Origin of the sequence: Bradyrhizobium sp., assembly GCF_016219575.1 — a bacterium.
In the GTDB taxonomy this organism is placed as follows: domain Bacteria; phylum Pseudomonadota; class Alphaproteobacteria; order Rhizobiales; family Xanthobacteraceae; genus Bradyrhizobium.
The window spans coordinates 64128-88293 of record NZ_JACRMG010000028.1; the positions used below are offsets into that span (position 1 = coordinate 64128).

General features: G+C 62.2%; 19 protein-coding genes. 2 read left to right on the top strand and 17 right to left on the bottom strand.

What is annotated here, in order from left to right:
- Positions 1 to 52: 52 nt before the first annotated feature.
- The 13 genes from HZB49_RS21955 to aceE form a co-directional block, all read right to left on the bottom strand.
- Positions 53 to 1057: a cytochrome d ubiquinol oxidase subunit II gene (locus HZB49_RS21955; protein WP_291615195.1), complete on the bottom strand. Its 1005-nt coding sequence runs from the start codon at positions 1055 to 1057 to the stop codon at positions 53 to 55.
- Positions 1054 to 2427 (bottom strand): cytochrome ubiquinol oxidase subunit I, encoded by a 1374-nt coding sequence (locus tag HZB49_RS21960; RefSeq protein ID WP_291615197.1) that lies wholly within the window; start codon positions 2425 to 2427, stop codon positions 1054 to 1056. Before HZB49_RS21960 ends, HZB49_RS21955 begins: the two co-directional genes overlap by 4 nt.
- Positions 2428 to 2516: 89 nt before the next feature.
- Positions 2517 to 3839: an NAD(P)/FAD-dependent oxidoreductase gene (locus HZB49_RS21965; protein WP_291615199.1), complete on the bottom strand. Its 1323-nt coding sequence runs from the start codon at positions 3837 to 3839 to the stop codon at positions 2517 to 2519.
- Between the two features lie 39 nt (positions 3840 to 3878).
- The gene (locus HZB49_RS21970; protein ID WP_365858826.1) at positions 3879 to 6158 is read right to left on the bottom strand and encodes an NADP-dependent malic enzyme; all 2280 of its coding nucleotides are present in this window, start codon (positions 6156 to 6158) and stop codon (positions 3879 to 3881) included.
- Between the two features lie 68 nt (positions 6159 to 6226).
- Positions 6227 to 6652 carry a TIGR01841 family phasin gene (gene phaP / locus HZB49_RS21975; protein WP_291615204.1) on the bottom strand — a complete coding sequence of 142 codons (426 nt, stop codon included), beginning with the start codon at positions 6650 to 6652 and terminating at the stop codon, positions 6227 to 6229.
- Between the two features lie 11 nt (positions 6653 to 6663).
- Complete coding sequence (locus HZB49_RS21980) at positions 6664 to 7047, bottom strand: acyl-CoA thioesterase (protein WP_291615206.1); 384 nt, start codon at positions 7045 to 7047, stop codon at positions 6664 to 6666.
- Between the two features lie 54 nt (positions 7048 to 7101).
- On the bottom strand, positions 7102 to 7827 hold the full coding sequence (gene phbB / locus HZB49_RS21985; protein ID WP_291615208.1) for an acetoacetyl-CoA reductase: 726 nt from the start codon (positions 7825 to 7827) through the stop codon (positions 7102 to 7104).
- A 125-nt stretch (positions 7828 to 7952) separates the two neighbouring features.
- Positions 7953 to 9131: an acetyl-CoA C-acetyltransferase gene (locus tag HZB49_RS21990; protein ID WP_291615210.1), complete on the bottom strand. Its 1179-nt coding sequence runs from the start codon at positions 9129 to 9131 to the stop codon at positions 7953 to 7955.
- A 70-nt stretch (positions 9132 to 9201) separates the two neighbouring features.
- On the bottom strand, positions 9202 to 10569 hold the full coding sequence (locus HZB49_RS21995) for a dicarboxylate/amino acid:cation symporter (protein ID WP_291615212.1): 1368 nt from the start codon (positions 10567 to 10569) through the stop codon (positions 9202 to 9204).
- A 28-nt stretch (positions 10570 to 10597) separates the two neighbouring features.
- Positions 10598 to 11572, bottom strand: coding sequence for a TAXI family TRAP transporter solute-binding subunit (locus HZB49_RS22000; RefSeq protein ID WP_291615214.1), 975 nt, complete (start codon positions 11570 to 11572; stop codon positions 10598 to 10600).
- 14 nt (positions 11573 to 11586) lie between these two features.
- Positions 11587 to 13332, bottom strand: coding sequence for a dihydrolipoyl dehydrogenase (lpdA, locus tag HZB49_RS22005; protein WP_291615216.1), 1746 nt, complete (start codon positions 13330 to 13332; stop codon positions 11587 to 11589).
- Positions 13333 to 13348: 16 nt separating this feature from the next.
- Positions 13349 to 14914 carry a dihydrolipoyllysine-residue acetyltransferase gene (locus tag HZB49_RS22010; protein ID WP_291615218.1) on the bottom strand — a complete coding sequence of 522 codons (1566 nt, stop codon included), beginning with the start codon at positions 14912 to 14914 and terminating at the stop codon, positions 13349 to 13351.
- Positions 14915 to 14937: 23 nt separating this feature from the next.
- Positions 14938 to 17625 (bottom strand): pyruvate dehydrogenase (acetyl-transferring), homodimeric type, encoded by a 2688-nt coding sequence (gene aceE, locus HZB49_RS22015; RefSeq protein ID WP_291615220.1) that lies wholly within the window; start codon positions 17623 to 17625, stop codon positions 14938 to 14940.
- Between the two features lie 623 nt (positions 17626 to 18248).
- Between aceE and lipA the strand changes: the two genes are divergently transcribed.
- Positions 18249 to 19277, top strand: a complete 1029-nt coding sequence (gene lipA, locus HZB49_RS22020) for a lipoyl synthase (RefSeq protein ID WP_291615222.1) — start codon at positions 18249 to 18251, stop codon at positions 19275 to 19277.
- Positions 19278 to 19454: 177 nt separating this feature from the next.
- Here lipA and HZB49_RS22025 read toward each other — a convergent pair whose 3' ends face one another.
- Genes HZB49_RS22025 through HZB49_RS22040 form a run of 4 tightly spaced genes read right to left on the bottom strand, consistent with a single transcriptional unit; the run spans position 19455 to position 23175 of the window.
- Entirely contained in the window at positions 19455 to 19799 is a 345-nt protein-coding gene (locus tag HZB49_RS22025; RefSeq protein WP_291615224.1) for a hypothetical protein, read from the bottom strand.
- Positions 19800 to 19816: 17 nt separating this feature from the next.
- Positions 19817 to 20677, bottom strand: a complete 861-nt coding sequence (locus HZB49_RS22030; protein WP_291615226.1) for a MaoC family dehydratase — start codon at positions 20675 to 20677, stop codon at positions 19817 to 19819.
- Between the two features lie 9 nt (positions 20678 to 20686).
- The gene (locus HZB49_RS22035; protein ID WP_291615229.1) at positions 20687 to 21628 is read right to left on the bottom strand and encodes a tripartite tricarboxylate transporter substrate binding protein; all 942 of its coding nucleotides are present in this window, start codon (positions 21626 to 21628) and stop codon (positions 20687 to 20689) included.
- Positions 21629 to 21657: 29 nt separating this feature from the next.
- Positions 21658 to 23175: an acyl-CoA synthetase gene (locus HZB49_RS22040; protein WP_291615231.1), complete on the bottom strand. Its 1518-nt coding sequence runs from the start codon at positions 23173 to 23175 to the stop codon at positions 21658 to 21660.
- A 173-nt stretch (positions 23176 to 23348) separates the two neighbouring features.
- Between HZB49_RS22040 and HZB49_RS22045 the strand changes: the two genes are divergently transcribed.
- Positions 23349 to 24119 (top strand): SDR family NAD(P)-dependent oxidoreductase, encoded by a 771-nt coding sequence (locus tag HZB49_RS22045; RefSeq protein WP_291615233.1) that lies wholly within the window; start codon positions 23349 to 23351, stop codon positions 24117 to 24119.
- Positions 24120 to 24166: the final 47 nt, after the last annotated feature.

Genomic DNA, 24166 nt, shown 5'->3' on the forward strand with positions numbered 1-24166 from the left:
CATCTTGTGAACCAGGACAAACCGAGGAGCGTCGGCCATGACAGACGACAGCTCAAGCATAGTCCAACTCTATGGTCTTGCCCCGGAATACGCGATAGGAAAATCCGGTGTAGCCGACAATGACAGGCAGCGTGACGCAAACTCCGATCAGGATGACCTTGAGCGAATCGGGGCTGCTGGCGGCCTCCCAGACCGTGAGCCTGTCGATCACCACGAACGGGTAGATGCTGTAGCTGAGGCCGAGGAAACTCAGGAAGAAGACCAGCACAAGCAGTGCGAACGGCAGCCAGCACAAGGCGCCGCGCACGGCGGGCGAGCCGAGCAGGACGCGAACCGTCACGAGCGCAATCCCTGCCGTAATCGGGATCGAGGCCACCGCAATCATCGCCGGCAGGGTAAACCACCGCACGCGAACGGTCTCGCTGATCCAGGGCGTTGCCATCGAGATCAGGATCAGCCCGAGGACCATGGGCGGCCAGGCGATCTTGCTCCACTCGATCGCCTTGTCCTGGAGCTGGCCGTCCGTCTTCATCACGAGCCAGGTGGAGCCGAGCAGCGCGTAGGCCATCGGCAGCGCCACCGCAATGGCACCGGCGAAGATCGGGTAATTCCAGCCCTCGCCGAAGCCGCTGATGTAGCGGCCGAGCATCCAGCCCTGACATGCGGACGCAAGTATTGACCCGGCGATGAACAGACGGTCCCACATCGCCTTCCGGTCGGCCTTGGCCTTGACCCTGAAGTCGAAGGCTGCGCCGCGCAGGATCAGGCCGACCAGCATGAGCGCGGTCGGCAGGTACAGTTCCGACAGGACCAGCCCGTGCGCCTTGGGGAAAGCAACCAGGAGAAGGCCGACGCCAAGGACCAGCCATGTTTCATTGGCATCCCAGAACGGGCCGATGGATGCGACCATGGTATCCCGCTCCTCGGGCGTCGCCCGATGCATCAGCATGCCGACGCCGAGATCGTATCCGTCGCTCACGACGTAGACGAGCAGCGACATCCCCATCAATCCGATGAAGATCAGCGGGAGCAATTCGTCGAACGACATTGCAGTCATGCCGGTCCTCCCTGGCGCTGAAATTGGCCGACCGGCGCGATCCCTTTCGATTTTTTTTCGGCCGTTTCCGACATGTATTTGAGCACGCCGACATAGGCCACGAGCAAGGCCAGATAGAGCGCAACGTAAATTGCGAGAGTGAGGGCAATGCTCGATGACGGAACACGCGAGGCGACGTCGCTGGTTCGGATGAGTCCGGCAACGATGAAAGGCTGGCGTCCGATTTCCGTGACGTACCATCCGGCAATGGTCGCAACCCAACCGGCAAAGGTCATTCCGGCGAACAGCTTGAGCATGGGTCGCGGCATCCGGGTGAAATCCCAGCCATCGCGCCAATGCCGCCAGAGGCCGACCCAGCTGACCAGCAGCATCAGGATGCCGGTGCCGACCATGATCCGAAACGACCAGAACACCGGAAAGACCGGCGGGTGCGCCGATGGGAACTCGTTCAGCCCCCTGACTTCACCGTCAGGATCGTGCCTGAGGATCAGGCTCGCGAGCTTCGGCACGGCCAACTCGAAACGGTTCGTTCTCGCCGCATCGTCCGGAATCGCAAACAGCAGCAGCGGCGCGCCGCGCGTGGTTTCCCAGACGCCCTCCATGGCCGCGATCTTCTGCGGCTGATGCTTGAGCGTATTGAGCCCATGAAAATCGCCCGCCAACATCTGGGCGGGCGCGGCCAAGGCAGCGAAAATGAGCCCGGTCCGCAGCACGCGGGACGCGCTGGCCGTGGCGACGCCTTTCAGGAGCTGCCAGGCGCTGATCCCGACCAACAGGAACGCGCACGTCAACGCGGATGCCAGCACCATATGGACCAGGCGATACGGGAAGGACGGATTGAAGATAATCTCGAGCCAGCTGCGCGCGTGGAACTGGCCATTGACGATTTCGTGTCCCGCCGGCGTCTGCATCCACGAATTGAGAGCGAGGATCCAGAACGCGCTCATCAGCGTACCGAACGCGACGAGGAAGGTCGCGCCCAGGTGAACCATCTCGCCGACGCGGTGGTAGCCGAACAGCATCACGCCGAGAAAGCCCGCTTCAAGAAAGAACGCGGTCAGCACTTCATAACCGAGCAACGGGCCGGCGATGTTACCCACGCGCTCCATGTAGCCCGGCCAGTTCGTGCCGAACTGGAAGCTCATGGTGACGCCACTGACGACCCCGAGCGCGAACGTCAGGGCAAACACCTTGGTCCACAGGCGGTAGGCACGGAGCCAATCGACCTTCTGTTGTGGATCGCTCGCGCGCAGGTGCTTGAACCGAAAGAACAGGAGAACCCAGCCCAATGCGATCGAGATCGACGGAAACAGGATGTGGAACGTGATGTTGGCGGCGAACTGTATGCGCGCAAGGAACACGGCGTCCATCAGCTTCCCCTACATTTTCGACGCTGCGCCTCAGGGTCAGTCAGACGCGCAACAGTCGATTCGACATCCATCCCGTTTGCGACCCGCTATCAATGCAGCTTCACATGCGGTTCGGTGCGCCGGGTGATCAGCCGCGCCAGCGTGTCCAGCGCGACCTTCACCGAACCATGCAGCGCGTGTTCATGCATCTTGTAGAGCGACAGGTACATCATCCGCGCAAAGAGACCTTCGAAGACGAGGCTGCCGCCCACAAGCGCCCCCATCATCGAGCCGACGGTGCTGAATTCGCCGAGCGACACCAGAGATCCGAAATCCCGGTACTTGTAATCCCCAAGCGGCTCGCCCTGCAGATAGCGCGGAATCTGGGAATAGAGATGGGAGGCCTGCTGGTGCGCAGCCTGCGCGCGCGGCGGCACGTTGCCGCGCGCGCCCCATGAGCAGGCCGAGCAGTCGCCGATGGCAAAGATACTGTCGTCGCGCGTTGTCTGCAGTGTCGGCCGAACAACGAGCTGATTGATGCGGTTGGTTTCGAGGCCGGCGATATCCTTCAGGAAATCGGGCGCCTTGACTCCCGCCGACCATACGATCAGCTCGGCGGGGATTGTCCGACCGTCGGTCAGGCTCACATGATCCGAGCCGACCTCGGAGACCTTGGCACCGACCAGCACATTGACTCCCAATCTGCCGAGCAGCTTTTCCGTCTCCTTCGAGACTCGTTCGGGCAGCGCGGGAAGAACGCGATCGGCGGCTTCAATCAACGTAATCCTGATGTCCTTCTGGGGATCGACCTGATCGAGACCATACGCCACCACTTCGCGCGTCGTCCTGTGGAGCTCGGCCGATAGTTCGACGCCGGTCGCACCGGCGCCGATGATTGCGACCTTCAACTGGTGAGCGCCCAGAGGCGCCGATTGAGCATGCGCGCGGATGCAGGCATTGACCATTCTTTCGTGGAACCGCCGTGCGTCCGACTGAGATTCGAGCTTGATCGCGTGATCGACGACGCCGGGCGTGCCGAAATCGTTGTTCTGACTTCCGATCGCGACGACAAGGACATCATAGTCGAAGGTCCGCTTCGGCGTAACCTCGCGACCTTCAGAATCGAGGTAAGGCGCCACCTCCACCTGTCGACGGTCCCGATCGATTCCGATCATGTCCCCGATGCGGTAACGAAAGCCATGCCAATAGGACTGCGCGAGGTAGTCGACCTCGTGAGCGGACATATCCATGCTGCCGGCGGCAATTTCGTGCAGCTTCGGCTTCCACACATGCGTGCGCTTCCGCTCGATCAGCGTGACGTCGAGCTTTCCCTTGCGCCCGTACCTGTCGCCCAGGCGCGTCGCAAGTTCCAGGCCGCCGGCTCCGCCTCCGACGATCACAATGCGGGATTTTCCCAACTGCGGCTTGCTCATGATGGCCTCAATCGATCGAACCGCCGACCCATCCTTCGATCATGCTCTTTCGGAAATCGCGTCTGCGATCGCAACGGCCGCCATGTTCACGATGCGCCGCACCGTGGATGATGGCGTGAGAATGTGGGCCGGCTTGGCCGCCCCCAGCAGGATGCCTCCGACGGTAAGTCCCTGCCCTGCCGCCATCCTGAGCAGATTGTAGGAAATATTGGCCGCGTCGAGATTTGGCATCACCAGCACATTCGCCGGCCCCTCGAAATCGGCATCGGGAAACTCATGATGAAGCACGGACTGCGACAGCGCGGCATCTCCGCGCATCTCGCCTTCAACCGCCAGATCGGGCGACCGCTTGCGGATGATCGCCCGCGCCTCCCGCATCTTCTGCGCTTCAGGAGCCGCGGAACTCCCGAAGCTCGAATGCGACAGCAAGGCAACTCTCGGCGTGATGCCGAAACGCTTGACCTCCGCCGCCGCCAGCAGGGCAATGTCGGCGATCTGCTCGGCGGTCGGATTGAGATTGCAGTGGGTGTCGCAAATGAACAGCTGATGCTGTTGCAGGATGAGCATCTGCATTACCGCAAGCGTCCGCACATTCTCCCGGGTTCCGATGACGTTGCGGATGGCGGCCAGATGGTCGCCGGTCCTCCCGACGACACCGCACAGCATCGCGTCGCCGACGCCGGTGCCGAGAAGAAGCGAGGCGAGCACGGTCGCGTTGCCTCGGGTCTCCGAGAGAGCCAGCGCTGCCGACACGCCGTCGCGCTTTCTGCGCGAATGGTACAGTTCCGCGCATCTGGAATAGACCTGCGCATCATGCGGATCGATGATCTCACAGTCCTTGCCAGGCCTGAGTCGAAGATCGAACGACTTGATTCTCTCCTCGATCGCCGACGGCCGGCCGACCAGCAGGGGCCTTGCGATCCTCTCGTCCACGACCACCTGTGCGGCACGCAGCACGCGCTCGTCCTCGCCCTCCGCCAGAAGCAGGGACTTGCCGCTTCCCTTCGCCACCGAGAAGACCGGCTGCATCGCGTTGCCGGAATGATAGACGAACCGGCTGAGCTGCTGGCGATAAGCTTCCATGTCCGCAATCGGACGCTTGGCAACTCCGCTGTCGGCCGCAGCCTTGGCCACCGCCGGTGCGACAACCTCGATGAGGCGCGGGTCGAGCGGCTTTGGAATGAGATACTCGCGGCCGAAGCGAAGCTTCTCCCCCTTGTACGCCGCGGCCACCACCTCGGGCACTTCCGTCATGGCGAGGTCCGCCAGAGCGCGCACTGTCGCGAGCTTCATCTCCTCGTTGATCGTCGTCGCGCCGCAGTCGAGCGCGCCCCTGAAAATGAACGGAAAGCACAGCACGTTGTTGATCTGGTTGGGGTAGTCCGATCGTCCCGTCCCGATGATCGCATCGGGACGCACCGCCAGGGCGTCTTCGGGCATGATTTCCGGTATCGGGTTGGCCATGGCGAAGATCAGAGGGTCTCGCGCCAACTTCTTGACCATATCGGGCGTGAGCACGTTACCCGCGGACAGGCCAAGGAAGATATCCGCGTCGTGGATGATCTCGTCCAGCTTTCGCGCGTCCGTCTTCACGGCATAGCGGGCTTTATTGTCATCCATGCCATCCGTGCGGCCGGCATAGACCACGCCTTTCGCATCGGTAACAATGATGCGATCTTGCGGCAATCCAAGGCTGACGATGAGATCAAGACATGCAAGCGCCGCCGCACCCGCGCCGGAGCAAACGAGCTTGACCTCTGCAATGTCTTTCTTGACCAGCTTCAGGCCGTTGAGGATCGCTGCTGCTGCGATGATCGCGGTGCCGTGCTGGTCATCGTGAAATACCGGAATCTTCATTCGCTGGCGCAGCTTCTGTTCGATGTAGAAGCATTCCGGTGCCTTGATGTCCTCCAGGTTGATGCCGCCGAAGGTCGGTTCCATCCTGGCAATCGTTTCGATCAGTGCGTCGGGGTCCTCCTCGGCGAGCTCGATGTCGAACACATCGATGCCGGCGAACTTCTTGAACAAGCACGCCTTGCCTTCCATGACAGGTTTGCTCGCCAGCGGACCGATATTCCCGAGACCAAGCACGGCAGTGCCGTTGGTGACGACAGCGACGAGATTGCTGCGCGCCGTCAACTCATCGGCTTGCAGCGGGTCCTTGGCGATGACCAGGCATGGTTCCGCCACCCCGGGGGAATATGCCAGCGACAGATCCCGCGGCGTCGCCATCGCCGTGGTCGGCACCACCGAAATCTTTCCCGGTCTCGGCAGGCGATGATATTCGAGTGCGGCTTCCCTCAGATCCTGGTCCATCATATTCCCCGATTTTACCCATTGTTCGAGCGGCGAATGCGTCTCTCTTCTGCACTTGCGGTCAGCCCACCTCAGGCGCTTCCGCCACGAGGGCGCATGGCCGCCATTCCGTCCTCGAAACGCCGGCGCAATATCTCGATGGTTTGCTTCTGCTGCTCGGTCGCGGTCTCGGCGAGCTGGCGCATGTTGGCGAGAGCTTTCTCGAATCCCTGCCGGGCGATTTCAGTGCGCCGTCCCGCTGCGGTTTCGGTGCTTGCCTCGGCGGCGATCGCCTTCATCGTTTCCTGGAAAACCTCGGTCTGTCGCGCCATCAGGTTTCGCCAGCTGTCATATGCCGAACGATTCACCTCAATGAGCGCGTCGATATTCTTCTTCTCCATGTCGATCAACGACGTCATGTCGACACCGCTGATCTGGCAGGATTCGACGAGCTTGGCGAAGTCGAGCGCGCCAAAACCCCAGTCGGCTTCGTTTGCTTTCGGATTGCTGTCGGACATTTCGCTCTCCTTCATTTATCGGTACTGCGGGTTTGAACCGGAGCTGATGCTTCCTCTTGTCGATCGGATGCGATCGGCGCGGGCCGTCCATCGGCATCCAGTGCGACAAACGTAAAGATGCCTTCCGTCACCTTGACGCGGTCCCCCAAGCGCCGACGCAGCGCCCACGCTTCCAGACGGACTGCCAGCGACGTACGTCCCACACGCTCGGGCGCCGCATAGACGCACAGAACATCGCCGACGTGCACCGGCTTGATGAATTGCATCGCCTCGACCGCAACCGTCGCGACGCGACATTGCGCGCGCTGGCCGGCATGGATTCCGCCGGCGATGTCCATCTGCGAGAGCACCCAGCCGCCGAAGATATCTCCGCTCGGATTCGCATCCGCGGGCATGGCAAGCGTCCTTGTCGTGAGATCCCCTCGTGGCTGCATCGACATGGCGGCGACTCAAATCATGCTCTGGCCGCCGTTTGCGGATATCGTCGAGCCCGTGATGAAGCCGGCATCATCCGACGCCAGGAACAAGACCGTCCGCGCGATCTCATGCGGTTCGCCCAGACGCCCGACCGGAATCAGGGGCAGGATGTTCTTGGCCACCACTTCCGGGTTGATCGCCTTGACCATCTCTGTGGCGATGTAGCCGGGGCAGATCGCGTTGACGGTGATGCCGGAGCGCGCTCCCTCCTGTGCCAGCGCTTTCACGAAACCCATGTCGCCCGCCTTGGCGGCGGAATAGTTGACCTGGCCCATCTGGCCCTTCTGGCCGTTGATCGAGGAAATACAGATCACGCGACCGAACTTGCGCTCGCGCATGCCTTCCCACACCGGCCGCGTCATGTTGAACAGCGAGTTCAGGTTGGTGTTGATGACCGCGTACCATTGGTCCGGCGTCATCTTGTGGAACATGCCGTCCTTGGTAATACCGGCGTTGTTGACCAGCACCTCCACCGGACCAAGGTCGGCTTCGACCTGTTTCAAGCCCGCGACGCAGGCCTCGTAGCTCGACACATCCCATTTGTAGACATTGATGCCGGTCTCGCTCTTGAACTTCGCTGCCGCTTCGTCATTGCCGGCATAGCTCGCCGCCACTTTATAGCCGGCCGCCTTGAGCGCGATCGAGATCGCCTCACCTATGCCGCGCGTTCCGCCGGTCACCACCGCAACTCTGGACATCGTCTCCTCCTGATTTTCGATCAATTCGTCTTTTCGCCGGCTCTCGGGGAGCCGTTGTCCTTCGCGGACGGCGTGGTGCCGTCCGCCGCTGGCTCCGGTCGCAACGGGCGGCCTCGTCCGCTGGCTTAGCGCTCGACCGTCAGGGCGACGCCCATGCCGCCGCCAATGCACAGCGTGGCAAGGCCCTTCTTCGCGCCGCGCTTCTGCATCTCGAACAGCAGCGTGGTCAGAACGCGGGCGCCGGATGCGCCGATCGGATGACCGATGGCGATAGCACCGCCGTTCACGTTGACGATCGACGGATCCCAACCCATGTCCTTGTTGACCGCGATGGCCTGCGCCGCAAAGGCTTCGTTGGCCTCGACGAGATCGAGATCCCTGACTTTCCAGCCGGCCTTTTCGAGTGCCTTGCGCGACGCCGGAATTGGCCCCGATCCCATCACCGCGGGATCGACGCCAGCGGTTGCCCAGGACACGATCTTCGCCAGCGGCGTGAGGCCACGCTTTTTGGCTTCGTCGGCGCTCATCAACACCATCGCGGCTGCACCGTCGTTGAGACCCGACGCGTTGCCGGCGGTCACCGTGCCCTCCTTGTTGAAGGCGGGCTTCAACTTGGCCAACGCGTCCACCGTCGTGCCCGCTCGGATATACTCATCCTGGTCGATGACGACATCTCCTTTACGGGTCTTGACCGTGACGGGAACGATCTCGTCCTTGAACCTGCCGGCCTTTTGCGCGTCCTCGGCCTTGTTCTGCGAGCTGGTCGCGAACGCGTCCTGCTCTTCCCGTGTGATCTGCCATTTGGCGGCGATGTTCTCCGCGGTGACTCCCATGTGATAGCCGTGGAAGGCATCCAGCAGGCCGTCCTTCAGCATGGAGTCGACGAACTTGACGTCGCCCATCTTGGTGCCGTTGCGCAGGTGAGACAAATGCGGCGCCATCGACATGGACTCCATGCCTCCGGCCACGATGACCTTGGCATCGCCGTTGGCAATCTGCTGCAACCCGAGAGCCACCGACCGCAGGCCCGAACCGCAAAGCTGGTTCATGCCCCAGGCCGTCTTCTCCTGCGGAATGCCTGCCGCCATGGCAGCCTGCCGCGCGGGATTTTGTCCCTCTCCGCCGGCCAGCACCTGCCCCAGGATCACTTCATCGACTTCTTCCGGCGAGACCTTGGCCCGCTCGAGCGCGCCCTTGATCGCCACAGCCCCGAGTTCGTGGGCGGACAGCGATCCTAACGCCCCGTTGAAGGAGCCAACAGCTGTACGCGCGGCGGACACAATTACTACGTCAGTCATGGTCAACTCCTCGTTTAGCGTTCCCTGCGCTTCCCAAACTGTTGCAAAGCGCTGCAATAGGCTGCCGTTCTCAGGATCAAGCGACGACCGGCCGGGGCGCCCCTGCCTCGATCTCGTCATCCGCAATCTTTACCGACTCCGGATCATCAGCTTCGACATCGCTCTCCTGGTCCAGACGTCGATGGAGCATTTTTTCATCGAGCGCGCCTTCCCATTTGGCGACGACGACTGTCGCAACGCCATTTCCTATGAGGTTGGTGAGCGCGCGCGCTTCCGACATGAAGCGGTCAATGCCAAGGATCAAGGCAATGCTCGCGACCGGAATCGTCCCGACGGATGCAAGTGTTGCGGCCAGAACGATGAAGCCGGATCCCGTGACACCGGCGGCGCCCTTGGATGTAAGAAGCAGAACGCCAATGATGCCGAGCTCTTGCCAGATCGTCAGTTCCGTACCGGTGGCCTGCGCCAAGAAGATCGCGGCCATTGTCAAGTAGATGCAGGTGCCATCGAGGTTGAACGAATAGCCGGTAGGAATGACCAGACCGACGACCGACTTTTCGCAGCCAAGATTTTCAGTCTTGGCGATCATGCGCGGCAGCACCGATTCCGACGACGAAGTGCCAAGCACGATCAGGAGTTCTTCCTTGATGTAGCGGATGAACTTGAAGATCGAAAAGCCGCAAAGGGCAGCAACGGAGCCGAGCACGACGAAGACGAACAACAAGCATGTCACGTAAAACGCAAGCATGAAGTTTGCCAGCGAAACGAGCGTCGCCAGCCCATACTTGCCGATCGTGAACGCCATTGCGCCGAAGGCTCCGATCGGCGCAACTTTCATGATGTAGCCCACGACCTTGAAGAACACGTGGCTCACGACGTCGATAAGCCGCAGCACGCCCTCGCCGTGTTGACCGAGAGCCTGCAGCCCAAATGCAAACAGGATCGCAAAGAACAACACTTGCAGGATTTCGCCTTGGGCAAAAGCGCCGACGACCGTCGACGGGATAATGGCCATCAGAAACTGAATCGTGCCCTGCTCCTTCGCCTTTGCGGTGAAGGCCGCGATCGACTTCGTGTCAACGCTCGATAGGTCGATGTTCATGCCGACGCCAGGCTTCCACAAATTGATCACCACAAGCCCGATGATCAGCGCAGCCGTCGTCAGCACTTCAAAATAGATTAATGCCTTCAAACCAACACGTCCGACCTTCTTCATGTCGCGCATGCTCGCGATTCCATGCACAACCGTGAAGAAGATGATCGGGGCGATGATCATCTTGATGCATTTGATGAACGCATCGCCGAGCGGCTTCATCTGCTCGCCGATCTGAGGATAAAAATGCCCCAGCAATATGCCAACGGTGATTGCAGCCAGAACCTGCACATAGAGGTGCTGATACCATCTTGCGGAATGGTGACCGTCCGTCGTTGCTGCTGTTGCCATGTCTCATTCCCTCCCTAGAAACTGTTTCTCAGTCCGATTGCACGACCCCAGGCGTAACCCTGCTGCGATACCAACTGACCGCTCCACCATGTAGCGGAATGAAATTGTTACGCGCGATGTTCGAGGGGATCGTTTCCGCCGCCGCCGGATGAAATTCGATCATCCGCTCGTTATTGGCGAACACCGTGTCGACGATGGCCGTGACCAGATCGTTCGGCAGATCCTTGTGCGCAACGGCAAAGTTGAACAGACCGACCGTGTCGTACCGGCGCCGCAGGGTAGGATACGAACCCGCCGCGACGACGGATGCGGAGAGTTCCGGCATTGACAGGCGCAGCGTTGCGATCTCCTGCCGCGTGAGAGGCAGATAACGCACCTTCGCCTTTCGCTCGATATCGATAAGGAACGGAGCCGGCACGCCGGCGCCAACCGCGAGCGCATCGATGCTCCGCGTCACCGACTTCTCCGCGAGCACCGCCCAATCGCCGTGAATCAGGGTGGCCTCGATCTTCAGCGCCTTGAGGAACTCGGGAAAGTAGGTGGCGGTGGTGCCGCCCTCGGGTCCGACACCGATGCGTTTGCCCGCGAATTGGGCGAACGATTGAATTGGCGAGTCACTGAGTACCTGAAACTGAAACGGCGTATCGTACATCGCGAACATCGCGCGCATGTTTCGGTATTGCCGTGCTTCGGTCCAGGCAGCGCTGGCGCTCCACGCCTGCAACGCCACGCCCTGCGTGACGAAGGCCAGCTGGATTTCACCGGTCTCAAGCAGCTTGATGTTGTCGATCGGGCCGCCGGTCGGCCGCGCCACCACCGCGATGCCGAGTTCTTGCGTGAGCAATCGAGCCAGCCCTTCGCCATAGGCGTAATAGGTGCCGCCTTCCGACGCGGTGCCGAGAGTGAGCACCTGGGGCCAATGCGCCTCCGCCGCCGACGCCAACCTGGGCGGAAGCAGAACGAATGCGAGAAGGACGAGAATTCGCCACGCTCTTGATGTCATGACTGCCTCCAGCGTCACTTTTTCTTCTGCGGCGGAAGATCCGTGCAGTGACCCTCGAACACCTCAGCCGCCATCCCGATGGACTCGCCAAGCGTCGGATGCGGGTGAACAGTCTTGCCGATATCGGCCGGCTCGCATCCCATCTCGATCGCAAGGCAGACCTCGCTGATGAGGTCGCCGGCATGCGTCCCGACGATGCCGCCGCCGATGACGCGGTGCGTCGCCGTATCGAACAGCAGTTTTGTGAATCCCTCGTCGCGACCGTTGGCGATGGCGCGGCCCGAGGCCGCCCATGGGAAGACCGACTTGCCGAACTTGATTCCCTCGGCCTTGCACTGATCCTCGGTCCTGCCCGCCCAGGCGACTTCGGGATCGGTGTAGGCGACGGAAGGAATCTGCCGCGCGTCGAAGTATGATTTCTCGCCATGGGCGACTTCCGCGGCGACATGGGCTTCATGCACGGCCTTATGGGCCAGCATCGGCTGCCCGACGATGTCGCCGATCGCGAAGATGTGCGCCACGTTGGTGCGCATCTGCCTGTCGACGTCGATGAAACCGCGCTCGGTCACGGCGACGCCGGCCTTCTCGGCGCCGATCTTCTTGCCGTTCGGGCTGCGGCCGACCGCCACAAGGATGAAATCATAGACCTGCGGCCCTGCGGGCGCCTGTTCGCCCTCGAAGCTGACTTCGATCCCGGCAGCAGTTACCTTGGCGCCGACCGTCTTGGTCTTCAACATGACCTTGTCGAAGCGGCGCGCGTTCATCTTCTCCCAGACCTTGACGAGGTCGCGGTCGGCGCCCTGCATCAGGCCATCGAGCATTTCGACGACGTCGATGCGCGTGCCGAGCGTTGAATAGACCGTCGCCATTTCAAGCCCGATGATGCCGCCGCCGATCACCAGCATGCGCTTGGGAATCGATTTCAGTTGCAGCGCGCCGGTCGAATCGACGATGCGCGGATCCTCGGGCAAGAACGGCAGTTTTACGGCCTGACTGCCGGCGGCTATGATCGCCTTGGCGAACTTGACCGTCTTCTTGCCGCCCACCGCGACGACTTCGAGATGATGCGGATCGAGGAAGGCACCGACGCCGGTCACAACCTCGACCTTGCGGGCCTTCGCCATGCCGGCAAGGCCGCCCGTCAGCTTCTTGATCACGCCGTCCTTGAAGGCGCGTAGCTTGCCGAGATCGATCTGCGGCGCCCCATAGGAAATGCCGTGATCGGGGAGATGCTTGACCTCGTCGACAACGGAAGCCGTATGCAGCAGCGCCTTGCTCGGGATGCAGCCGACATTGAGGCACACGCCGCCCAGCGTATCGTAACGCTCGACCAGCACGGTCTTCATGCCGAGGTCGGCGGCACGGAAAGCGGCCGAGTAGCCGCCGGGACCGGCGCCCAGCACCAGCATGTCGCATTCGATATCCGTCTTGCCGGAATAGGATGATGCGGAAGGCGCCGGCGGCGGCGGCGCGGTGGCGGCAGGTTGAGCTGCCGGCGCAGGCTTTGGCGCAGCCGCAGCGCCAGCTGCCTCCAGCACCAGGATGGCCGACCCCTCGCTCACCTTGTCGCCCGTCTTGACCTTCACTTCCTTGACGACGCCGGCGTGCGAAGATGGAATCTCCATCGACGCCTTGTCGGACTCGACCATGATGAGGCTGGTGTCGACCGCGACGGTCTCTCCGGGCTTCACCATGACCTCGATGACCGCGACGTCCTTGAAGTCGCCGATGTCGGGAACCTTGACTTCGATCTGAGCCATGCTGCGCTCCCCAACCTCAGAACAGCACGCGCCGGAGATCGGCGAGCACATTGGCGAAATAGACGTTGAAGCGGGCCGCGGCTGCGCCGTCGATGACACGGTGGTCCCAGGACAGCGACAGCGGCAACGTCAACCGCCAGTTGGCTGTCTTGCCGTCAGCAGAGTGCTGCTTCCAGTAACCCTTGCAGACGCCCATGATCGCGACTTCGGGCGCATTGATGATCGGCGTGAAATAGATGCCGCCGATGCCGCCGAGCGAGGAGATCGAGAACGTCCCGCCCTGCATCTGGTCTGGCTTGATCTTGCCCTCGCGCGCGATCTTGGCGAGCGCGTTCATCTCCTTGGCGATTTCCGGCACCGATTTCTTGTCGGCGTCGCGGATGACAGGTACCATCAGGCCGTTCGGCGTGTCCGCGGCAAAGCCGATGTGCCAGTAATTCTTGTAGACGAGGGTGTCGCCGTCGAGGCTCGCATTGAATTCGGGGAATTTCTGCAAGGTCGCTACCGCGGCCTTCACCATGAACGGCAGCAGCGAGAGCTTGACGCCGCTCTTCTCCAGCTCCTTGTTCATCGTCACCCGGAATTGTTCGAGATCGGTGATATCGGCCTCGTCGTGGGTCGTGACGTGCGGGATGACGACCCAGTTGCGGTGAAGGTTGGCCGCTGAAATCTTCTTGATGCGGCCGAGCTCCTTGCGCTCGACCGGTCCGAATTTCGCGAAATCCACCTTGGGCCAGGGCAGCAGGTCGATGCCGCCGACGCCGCCTCTGCTTGCGGTCGCTGCTTGCGGCTTGGCAGACGCCGCGCCGCCCTTGGCAAAGGCCTCGACGTCCTCGCGCACAACGCGGCCATGATTGCCCGATCCCTTGACCTTGCCGAGATCGACGCCCAGCTCGCGCGCCAGCTTGCGCACCGCGGGACCTGCATAGGCGAGCGCGAAGGCCTTCTCGTCGACGCCGCCGGCTTGCGCCACGGGAGCCGCGGCTGGAGCCGCTGATGCAGCTGCCGGCGCAGGAGCGGCAGAGCCAGCCGCCGCCGCGTCGCTGGTGGCGAGCACGAGAATGATCGAGCCCTCGCTGACCTTGTCGCCGGTCGCAACCTTGATCTCTCGTACCGTCCCCGAGAGAGGCGCCGGCACTTCCATCGTCGCCTTGTCCGATTCGAGCGCGATCAACGGGTCCTCTGCCTTCACGCTGTCGCCTGCCTTGACGAAGATCTCGATGACCGGAACGTCTTTGAAGTCGCCGATATCGGGGACTCGCACCTCAGCGACTCCAGCTGGTGCGTTGACCGGCGACGGCGGAGCGCTGACGACCGGGCGCGCCTCGACCTGCTCGGCGCCGGCACCCTCGAATTGAACGATCACTGCGCCTTCGCTGACCTTGTCGCCAACCTTCACCACCACCGACTTCACCACGCCATCGCGCGGCGACGGCACTTCCATGGTCGCCTTGTCGGATTCCAGCGCAACCAGCGGATCCTCGGCCTTGACCTTGTCGCCTGGCTTGACGAAGACCTCGATCACGGGGACGTCCTTGAAGTCGCCGATGTCGGGAACCTTGATGTCGATCAGACCACTCATCGTGCTGTCCTCGGATCGCTGCGTCAGACGGTCCAGGGCGCGGCGCGCCCAGTGTCGATCTTGTATTTGGCGATGGCCTCGGCCACGACCGCCGGCTTGACCGCTCCGTCGTCGGCGAGCGCCTTGAGCGCGGCGACGGCGACGTAATGCCGGTCGACCTCGAAGAATTTCCGCAGCTTCACGCGGTAGTCGCTGCGGCCAAAACCGTCCGTGCCCAGCACGACGTAGCGACGGCCGGCGGCCTGCATATATTCCCGGATCTGATCGGGGTAGTTGCGCATGTAGTCGGTGGAGGCCACGACCGGTCCCGGATGCTTCTCGAGCTGCGCTTCCACCCAGCTCTTGCGGCGCGGCTCGGTCGGATGCAGCAGGTTCCAGCGCTCCGACGCCATGCCGTCGCGGCGCAGTTCGTTGAAGCTGGTCGCGCTCCACACGTCGGCGGTGACGCCGAAATCCGCCTTGAGCAGATCGGCAGCCGCGATCACCTCGCGCAGGATCGTGCCCGAGCCGACGAGCTGGACGCGAAGGCCCTTCTTCGCCGTTTCACCGCCGCTCTTCAGGAGGTAGAGCCCCTTGAGAATTCCCTCCTCCGCTCCCTTGCCGGCCTCGGCAAGAGAAGGATGCTGATAGTTCTCGTTCATCAGCGTGATGTAGTAGTAGACATCCTCCTGCTCCTCATACATGCGGCGCATGCCTTCGCGGACGATGGTCACGACCTCATAGGCAAAGGTCGGATCGTAAGAGATGCAGTTCGGGATGGTGCCGGCCAGCACATGGCTGTGGCCGTCCTCATGCTGCAACCCTTCGCCATTGAGCGTGGTGCGCCCGGCAGTGCCGCCGAGCAGGAAACCGCGGGCCCTCATGTCGCCGGCAAGCCAGGCGAGGTCGCCGACGCGCTGCAGCCCGAACATCGAATAGTAGATGTAGAACGGGATCATCGGCACGTTGTTCGTGCTGTAGGATGTCGCCGCGACGATCCAGCTCGACATCGCGCCGCCTTCGTTGATGCCCTCCTGGAAGACCTGTCCGCTCTTGTCCTCGCGGTAGTACATCAACTGATCGGCGTCCTGCGGCCGGTAGAGCTGGCCGACCGATGAATAGATGCCGAGCTGGCGGAACATGCCCTCCATGCCGAAGGTGCGGGATTCGTCCGGCACGATCGGCACGATGTGCTTGCCGATCGCCTTGTCGCGCACGAGGGTGCCGAGCATCTGCACGAACGCCATCGTGGTCGAGATTTCACGGTCGCCCGTAGCGTCGAGCAGCCGCTGGAACATCGACAACGGCGGAATTTGCAAGGAGGCGGATTTGCGCCGGCGCTGCGGCAGGCTGCCGCCAAGCTTGGCGCGCTGTTCCCGGAAATACTTCATCTCCGGGCTGTCCTCCGGCAGGCGGAGGAAAGGAACCTTGGCCAGATCATCATCGGCGACCGGCACCTGGAAGCGGTCGCGGAATCCGCGCAGCGCGTCCTGCGTCATCTTCTTGGCCTGGTGCGCGATCATCTGGCCTTCGCCGGACTCGCCCATGCCATAGCCCTTGACGGTCTTCGGCAGGATCACCGTCGGCTGACCCTTGTGGTTCACTGCCGCCGTATAGGCCGCGAACACTTTTTCCGGATCGTGGCCGCCGCGCGCCAACAGCCATATCTCGTCGTCGCTCATGTCGGCGACGAGCTGCTTCAGTTCGTCATACTTGCCGAAGAAGTGCTCGCGGATATAGGCGCCACTCTTGCTCTTGAAATCCTGGTACTCGCCGTCGACGCATTCCTCCATGCGCTTGAGCAGCAATCCGCTCTTGTCCTGCTGGAGCAGGCGATCCCAGCCCGAACCCCACAGCACCTTGATGACGTTCCAGCCGGCACCACGGAAAACGCTTTCGAGCTCCTGGACGATCTTGCCGTTGCCGCGGACCGGCCCATCGAGCCGTTGCAGATTGCAATTGATGACGAAGATCAGATTGTCGAGATTTTCGCGACCGGCCAGCGAGATCGCGCCGAGCGATTCCGGCTCATCCGTTTCGCCGTCGCCCATGAAGGCCCAGACCTTGCGGTTCGATGTATCGGCAAGATTGCGGTTCTCCAGATATTTCAGAAACCGCGCTTGATAGATCGCCATCAAGGGTCCCAGTCCCATCGACACCGTTGGGAACTGCCAGAAATCCGGCATCAACCACGGGTGCGGATAGCTCGACAGGCCCTTGCCGCCGGTCTCCTGCCTGAAGCTGAGGAGTTGCTCCTCGCTCAACCGCCCCTCGAGGAAAGCGCGCGCATAGATGCCGGGCGAGCAGTGCCCCTGAACAAAGATCAGATCGCCGCCGTGGGTTTCCGTCGGGGCGTGCCAGAAGTGACCGAAGCCGATGTCATAGAGCGTGGCAGCGGACTGGAAGCTGGCGATATGGCCACCAAGCTCCGAACTCTCCTTGTTGGCGCGCAGGACGATGGCCAGAGCATTCCACCGGATAATTGAGCGCAGCTTGTGCTCGATCGCGCGGTCGCCCGGCAACGCCGCCTGCTGATCCGGCGGAATAGTATTGCAATAGGGCGTCGTCAGAGTCTGCCGGATGCCGAGGCCGCCGCTGCGCGCGGCGTCAATCATCGTATTGACGACGAATTCGGCCCGTTCATTGCCGCGGTGACCTCGGATCGCCGACAGGGCATCCAGCCACTCCCGGGTTTCCTGCGGATCCTGATCGTGCGCGTCCGCGACTGTCATTACTCTCTCCCTTGCATGCCAAGCCGAAGTCAGGCGTCACTGCTCATTGCGCTTTCGCCTTCAGGCGGAAGTGCGCAATGCCGCGCAGGCGGTATCGCCTGTCGCTCTAGGTGAAAGATTGAGTGCTGGCTGGCATATGAACGTCCCCTCGCGTTGCTTGTTTAGAGCTGCTTTTTGTTTTGCTGATACTTAAGCAGCATTCGTGCCAGACCTCGGAACGGCCAGCCGTTCGCACCCATGCCATTCATTTCGCTTGGGTTTGCCGGGCACCCCATCGCGGCCGCAAGTATGTTCAGCGAGGACTTGTCTGAAGCTCCGGAAAACACGCCGCGGGTTCCGCCCGAAAGATCGGACCATCAAGCCGCGTTCCAAATCGCGGCGCGCTTTGGCCTGATCCGACCGCGGAAAGCCAAGGTGGAATGTGTCGCGCCTTCGGCAAAATGAGCGGCAAGTGTGCAAGTGACATTCAGGTTGACTAACTTCGTTCGGGTCGCGAATGTCCGCGGCCGGCGCGCTCTTGCGTTTCCATCGCGTGCGGCAGCGCGAGCGCACTTCTGCGATTTCACCACGTTGGATTCTCTACGCCGTCATCTTCGGCTCTCGCACATCACGAGGTTGACCAAATGACCGTCATACTCGATCTCCTCAACAACGATCCGCGAGCGAAGATGCGGTCCGAGACGCCGCGTCATCCCGAGAAAGTGAACCGCCCCGACACGCCCATCCAGAGCAAGCCTGCGTGGATTCGCGTGAAGGCGCCCGGCTCTGCCCAATGGGCCGAGACAAAGCGCATCGTGCGCGAGAACAAGCTCGTGACCGTCTGCGAGGAAGCCGGCTGTCCCAATATTGGCGAGTGCTGGGCGAAGAAACACGCGACGTTCATGATCATGGGCGATACCTGCACGCGCGCCTGCGCCTTCTGCAACGTGCGCACCGGCCGGCCCGGTCCGCTTGACGCCGACGAGCCGGTCAAGGTCGCCGAAGCGGTGGCCAAGCTTGGGCTGGAGCATGTCGTCGTCACCTCGGTCGATCGCGACGACCTCGCCGACGGCGGCGCGGCGCATTTTGCTGCAACGATCGCTGCAATCCGCGCAACGAGCCCGGTTACCACGGTCGAGATCCTCACTCCGGACTTTCTGCGCAAGGCGGGCGCACTCGAGAGGGTCGTCGCTGCGAAACCCGACGTGTTCAACCATAATCTGGAGACGGTGCCGTCGAAGTATCTGACCGTGCGCCCCGGCGCACGCTATTTCCATTCGATCCGACTGCTACAGCGCGTTAAGGAACTGGACGGACAAATCTTCACCAAATCCGGCATCATGGTCGGTCTCGGTGAGGATCGAAATGAGGTGCTGCAATTGATGGACGATTTGCGTTCCGCCGACGTCGACTTCCTGACCATCGGCCAGTATCTGCAGCCCACGCGCAAGCATCACCCTGTCGTAAGCTTCGTGCCTCCTGACGAATTCGAAGCCTATGAGAGGGTCGCTTATGCCAAGGGCTTCTTGCTCGTATCGGCGACGCCGTTGACACGCTCCTCGCACCACGCCGGCGATGACTTCCGCAAGCTACGAGAGCGGAGGGGTAGCACTCCCCAGCCGGAGCCGCATCGTACCATGTCGCAGAATATCGTGGATTTCGGCGCTCCCTAGGGAATCGAGATAACATAATTACTTCAATGCCTTATAGAAATGTTTGGGATGAAATCGCCTCATTGTCATTCAAGGCGTTTCAGAATGGCCGCCCAAACTGGGAAAGAGAGGCGCAGGGTCCCGGCCGACTTTTCCGCAACCGGGTATAGCGAGTCGACGCTCGGCATTCCCTCGAGTTCACGCGTGTTGCCTGCGGGCGGCCGCTCCCTTTGCGACAGGCGGTGTAAAGCCATAGAGAAACAGGTCCACCACCATGTCGGCGAATTCCTTCGGCTCGATGCTGCCTTTCGGATCGTACCAAGTGTGGCTGAAGTTGAGCATGCCGAACAGCATCATCGTGTAGACCTTCTTGGAGCGCTTGACGATCTTGCCCTCGGTATCGAGCCGGACCAGCAGGTCCGAAATGGCGTCGACAATCTGCAGCGCCTTTATGTCGCACGCGTCGCGGAGGCCAGCGGATTCCGACGCGGTTCCGACACGATCGGCGATAGTAGATGGTGTGTGGGCGCAACGCTGGAGCAAGCCGCAGGGGGCTTACTTCATGGCGCGCTACCCAGCAGACATCGCCCGTTGTTGAGCACGACGGCATCGCGAGCGGGCACGCGGCACCTGAACGACACGGTATCCCCGTCTCGCCAGATGTCCGTGACGATCTCATCGCCGGGATAGACCGGCGCGGAGAAACGCGCATCGAACGAGCGCATCCTCCCCGAATCATAGTCGCAGGCGCCGCGCAGCAGTGCGCGGCAGGCGATGCCATAGGTCGCGAGCCCATGAAGGATCGGCCGATCGAACCCCGCGCGGGACGCCGCCTTCGGATCCGCATGGAGCGAATTACGATCGCCGTTTAGGCGGTACAGCAACGCCGCCTCCGGGCGGGACTTGAACGCCTTGATGTGATCCGGCGGCCTATCGGGAAGTTGATGCGGCTCCGGGCCGGAACCTTGCGGCCCGCCGAATCCCCCGTCACCGCGCGCCATGATCGTCATGACGAAGCTGAATAGCGGCAAGTCGTCCGCCGCCAATCTAGCAGTCGTCTCCAAGAGCAGCACGGCGCCTTTGCCCGCGCCCTTGTCGTAGACGGCACTGACGCGTGAATTGGCCAGTAATTCGCCGGCAACCGGCAGCTGGCGATGCAGCGTCAGCCGTTGCTCACCGTGGAGAATCTTTGCGAAATCGATACCCAGCCTGCGGATGATCCCGGTCGATGCGAGCACCACCGCCATCGTGGGAACCGCCCGCAGCCCGGCGCCTTCGTACACGAATGGAAGCTCGCGCGCGTCGAGCGGATCTTGCCCCATCCCGACGCTGAGCGCGTAAAGCATGGTCTCGCGCTCGCCATACACAAAGCGCATGTCAGCGATTTGCAGCGCCCTGAGCGCCTCAAGATCGATGGTCACCGCCGCGTCCTAGATGCTGATATTGAATTCGCGGATCACGGATGCCCAGCGCTTGACCTCGTCATCGACGAAGCCCGGAAAATCGGTCACGTCACTCATGTCCTCAAAGCCGAGATCAAGCAGCTTGGAGTTGACGGCAGGCAAGGCGACGATATCCCTCAACTCCTTGCTCAGCCGTTCGGCAACGGGTCTGGGTATGGCCGCCGGCGCAAAGAAGCCGCTGAAGCCGGTCAGGCCGAGCACCGGGAAGCCCGCCTCGTCAAACGTCGGAATGTCGGGATAGCGCTTCATGCGCGCCGGATTGGCGATCGCCAGCGTCTGCGTCTTCTCGGCCTGAGCCACCGCACCGCCGACCGACACGAAGGCGCTGTCGATCTCGCCGGCGAGAATCGCGGTCAGCGCCGGGGCCTCGCCGCGATATGGCACCTGAAGCAGCTTGATGCCGGTGTTCTTCATCAGCACTTCACCAATGATATGGGCGCTCGAACCGAGGCCGTAGGTTCCGTAACTGAGGGACTTCTGGCTGCCGCGCGCCTTCTCGACGAATTCCCGCAACGTCGTAACGCCGAGCGTCCTGGGCACGATGAATGCGATCGGCAACCGGCCGAGAGGCGCCAGCGCCAGCAGATCGGACATCTTGTAGCTCGGCGTCTTGTGCAGCGAAACGTTCTGGACGATCGAACTCATGGTCGAAAGAATGGTGTATCCGTCGGGGTCTGCCCCCGCAACCGCACTCGTTGCGATCATGCCGTTCGCGCCCGGTTTGTTTTCCACGATCACGGACTGATCGAGACGCTGCGCCAGCCGTTCGGCCACGACGCGGCTCAAGCCGTCCATCACGCCACCGGGCGGTAGCGGCACCACGATTTTCACGAGCCGGCTCGGCCAGGGCGCCGACTGCGCCAGCGCGGGTGGCGCGCCAAGGGTTGCAAGGCCGGCGGCACATTTCATGAATGCTCGTCGTGTGATCATGGCCCCTCTCAGATTCGTGTTGAACGCCCGGCCCAAAACGGCTCGCGCAGCTTTCGCTTGAATATCTTGCCGCTTTCTTCGCGGGGCAGCGTGTCGTGGAAAACCACCGCGCGCGGCACCTTGAAAGCCGCCAGCCGTTCGCGCACGTAACTTCTGACGTCGTCCTCGGTCAGCGCTGCGCCCGCCTCGCGCTGAACTGCCGCGTAGATGCGTTCGCCAAACTCATCGTCGGGGATGCCGAAAACCGCACAGTCGTGAATGCCCGGACAGCCCTGCAGCACCGCCTCAATTTCGGCGGGATAGATATTGACCCCGCCGGAGATGATCATGTCCCGCTTGCGGTCGTTGAGGAACAGATAGCCGTCGGCATCGAGGTAGCCGACATCGCCACAGGTGATCAGTCCGTCGATCTCGACGGAGCGGCGGTCGTCATCGCGGCCGTGGTAGTTGAAATCCGGATAGGCCGGCGAGCGTGCGAAGATTTCGCCGCTGCTGCCCGGCGGCAGTTCACGGCGCTGCTCATCGAATATCTTGATCGTGCCGCCGGGAGCGACACGTCCCACGGTCCCAGGTCGGGAAAGCCAGTCCTGCGAAGTACAAATGGTGGCGATGCCGGTCTCGGAGCCGCCATAGGTTTCGACGAGAACCGGCCCCCACCAGGCGATCATCGCCCGCTTGACGTCGGGCGGACACGGCGCACCGGTGTGCAGCACCAGTTCGAGGGACGATACGTCGCATTTGCGCCGAACGTCTTCCGGAAGCTTGAGCAGCCGCACGAAGAATGTCGGCACCATCACCAGCGTGGTCAGACGATAGCGCTCGATCTGCAGCAGCAATTCTTCTGGATCGAAACGCGACGACAGCACGATCGTGTCGGCCAGCGCCAGACCCTGCCGCGCAAAGGCGTTGGGCGAGGCATGATAGAGCGGGCCGCCGACATAGGAGCGCATTCCCTCGCGGCAACCATAGACGACCTGAAACAGATCGCGCATCGCGGTGGCCTGTTGCGGCGTGGCCGGCTCGCGCCGCACGCCCTTGGGCCGGCCCGTCGTTCCGGAGGTGTAGATCCACGACGAACGCGGCGGCTGCGGTGGTTTGCCCCACTCCGCATGCGCGGCCAGCCAGCGGTCCCACTCCCGATCGCCATCCGTCACCGCGACGGGATTGGTGGCGTCCGGATTGGGCACCACCAGGATCTCGCAGCCTGCCGGAATGACGTGGCGCACCGGCTCGAGCAGATCAGCATGAACGACCAGCACCTTCGGCTTCGAGTCGTCCAGCATGTAGGTGATTTCGTCGGGGCTGGCGTGCCAGTTCAGCGGCACCGCATAGGCGCCGATGGCATTGGCCGCATGCGTCGCTTCGAGAAAGGCAAAATCGTTCCGCAGCAGCAGCGCAACGGCATCGTTCTCGCGAACGCCAAGCCCGGCGAGGCCAGTGGCGGCGCGACGGCCTCGCGCGAGCAGTTCGCTCTTTGAACGGATGCGCTCGCCGACAATGACGGTCGCGGTATTTTCGCTCACCATTTCCTCCCGTCCGCGGGTCTTGCGCCCGGCTTTGACATCGGTTTCAATATAATGGACTGACCATTGGATCAATAGCCCTGGCGGCATAGCTCCGTTGCCTGGCTGGACATTCGTCCGGCCGACGATTGCGCCCCGCTGACGCCCGCTCGATCTGAAACCAAGGACGCCACGCCATGCGCAACATCGTTTCTCTGGAAGGCAAGACCGTCGTCGTTACCGGCGCAGCGCAAGGCATCGGCCGCGCCACGATCACGCTGGCGCGAGAGCTCGGCGCCAATGCCGTTGCCATCGACCTCAATCGCGATGCGCTGTCGACCTACGACAAATCCGACCCCCGGCTGATGACCATTACCGGCAGCGTGACGGACGAGGCGTTCGCGACCGACGCGGTCGAAAAGATCGTCGAGCGGTTCGGCGCGATCCATGGACTCGTCAACAATGCCGGCATCACCCGGCCGGCGATGTCGGAGAAGATGACGCTTGCACAATGGAATGACGTCATTGAGGTGCATCTCACCGGAGCGTTCCTGTGGACCCAGGCGGTGGGACGCACCATGTTGCAGCGCGCAAAGAGCGGCGGAGAAACCAATGTGGGCTCCATCGTCAACATCTCTTCCGACGCAGGGCGCGCCGGCTCGATTGGCCAGATCAATTATGCCGCGGCCAAGAGCGGCATGCTGGGCATGACAATGACGTCGGCCAAGGAGTGGTCGAAGTTCGGAATCCGGACCAATTCCGTCTGCTTTGGCGTGGTGGAGACGCCGATGACCGAAACGATCCGCGGCGACAAGTTTCGCGACGGGATATTGGCGCGCATCCCAATGGGGCGCTGGGCGCAGCCCGAAGAAGTGGTGCAGCCGGTGTGCTTCCTGCTCTCGGACGCCGCTTCCTACATCACCGGCCAGCATATTGCGGTCAACGGCGGCTTTCATATTTCCATCTGATGGCCAGCCCAAGACCCTTGCAAAGGGACGGGCGGCGGCGGATGAAG

Coding starts and splice junctions, on each gene's coding strand:
- HZB49_RS21970 (WP_365858826.1), bottom strand. CDS start 6,158: ATGATGGACCAGGATCTGAGGGAAGCCGCACTCGAATATCATCGCCTG.
- HZB49_RS21965 (WP_291615199.1), bottom strand. CDS start 3,839: ATGAGCAAGCCGCAGTTGGGAAAATCCCGCATTGTGATCGTCGGAGGC.
- phbB (WP_291615208.1), bottom strand. CDS start 7,827: ATGTCCAGAGTTGCGGTGGTGACCGGCGGAACGCGCGGCATAGGTGAG.
- HZB49_RS21955 (WP_291615195.1), bottom strand. CDS start 1,057: ATGACTGCAATGTCGTTCGACGAATTGCTCCCGCTGATCTTCATCGGA.
- HZB49_RS21980 (WP_291615206.1), bottom strand. CDS start 7,047: ATGCCCGCGGATGCGAATCCGAGCGGAGATATCTTCGGCGGCTGGGTG.
- lpdA (WP_291615216.1), bottom strand. CDS start 13,332: ATGGCTCAGATCGAAGTCAAGGTTCCCGACATCGGCGACTTCAAGGAC.
- HZB49_RS21995 (WP_291615212.1), bottom strand. CDS start 10,569: ATGGCAACAGCAGCAACGACGGACGGTCACCATTCCGCAAGATGGTAT.
- HZB49_RS22010 (WP_291615218.1), bottom strand. CDS start 14,914: ATGAGTGGTCTGATCGACATCAAGGTTCCCGACATCGGCGACTTCAAG.
- HZB49_RS21960 (WP_291615197.1), bottom strand. CDS start 2,427: ATGGACGCCGTGTTCCTTGCGCGCATACAGTTCGCCGCCAACATCACG.
- aceE (WP_291615220.1), bottom strand. CDS start 17,625: ATGACAGTCGCGGACGCGCACGATCAGGATCCGCAGGAAACCCGGGAG.
- HZB49_RS22040 (WP_291615231.1), bottom strand. CDS start 23,175: ATGGTGAGCGAAAATACCGCGACCGTCATTGTCGGCGAGCGCATCCGT.
- lipA (WP_291615222.1), top strand. CDS start 18,249: ATGACCGTCATACTCGATCTCCTCAACAACGATCCGCGAGCGAAGATG.
- HZB49_RS22045 (WP_291615233.1), top strand. CDS start 23,349: ATGCGCAACATCGTTTCTCTGGAAGGCAAGACCGTCGTCGTTACCGGC.
- HZB49_RS22000 (WP_291615214.1), bottom strand. CDS start 11,572: ATGACATCAAGAGCGTGGCGAATTCTCGTCCTTCTCGCATTCGTTCTG.
- phaP (WP_291615204.1), bottom strand. CDS start 6,652: ATGTCCGACAGCAATCCGAAAGCAAACGAAGCCGACTGGGGTTTTGGC.
- HZB49_RS22035 (WP_291615229.1), bottom strand. CDS start 21,628: ATGAAATGTGCCGCCGGCCTTGCAACCCTTGGCGCGCCACCCGCGCTG.